The 575-nt window shown below is 49.6% G+C and carries 1 protein-coding gene; it reads left to right on the top strand.

Annotation, left to right across the window (positions count from 1 at the left end):
* A partial coding sequence (locus tag AAEY99_RS21185) for a winged helix-turn-helix domain-containing protein (RefSeq protein WP_351011944.1) occupies positions 1-575 on the top strand: 575 nt, incomplete at both ends.

The following is a 575-nucleotide window of genomic DNA, read 5'->3' on the forward strand; positions in this document are numbered from 1 at the left end:
TCTGTCACGTCTGCAATAGATGGTTCTTCTGGATTAGCTTTGCAGCAACAAGGAAATTTTCGAGCGGCAATTCTTGATTTAATGTTGCCTGATATTGATGGTTTGGAAGTATGCCGAACACTCAGGGCAACCGAAGCCATTCCCATTTTAATGCTCACTGCAAAGGGCGACCCGCTTGATCGTGTGTTGGGGTTAGAAATGGGGGCTGACGATTATTTGCCCAAACCATTTGAACCGCGAGAATTGCTCGCTCGGCTACGTGCCATATTGCGCCGAGGTACACATTCGCAAACCGTCAATGTCGTTCGCTTTGGCGCACTAGAAGTCGACAAGGATGCTATGGAGGCACGGATAGACGGCAAACGCTGCGACCTTACCTCCTATCAGTTCCAACTTCTTTCGATACTTGCAGACGGCGTAGGGCGAGTATTAACCCGCGACCAACTCATGAATGGACTTCAAGGGTCAGATTTGGAAGCCTTCGACCGTTCTATCGACGTGCATATATCTAGGTTACGCGCCGAGATTGAAACCGACCCTAAACAGCCTCGTCGTGTTATTACTGTGCGCGGTGT

Source organism: Shewanella sp. S1-58-MNA-CIBAN-0166, from assembly GCF_040310085.1.
In the GTDB taxonomy this organism is placed as follows: Bacteria; Pseudomonadota; Gammaproteobacteria; order Enterobacterales; family Shewanellaceae; genus Shewanella.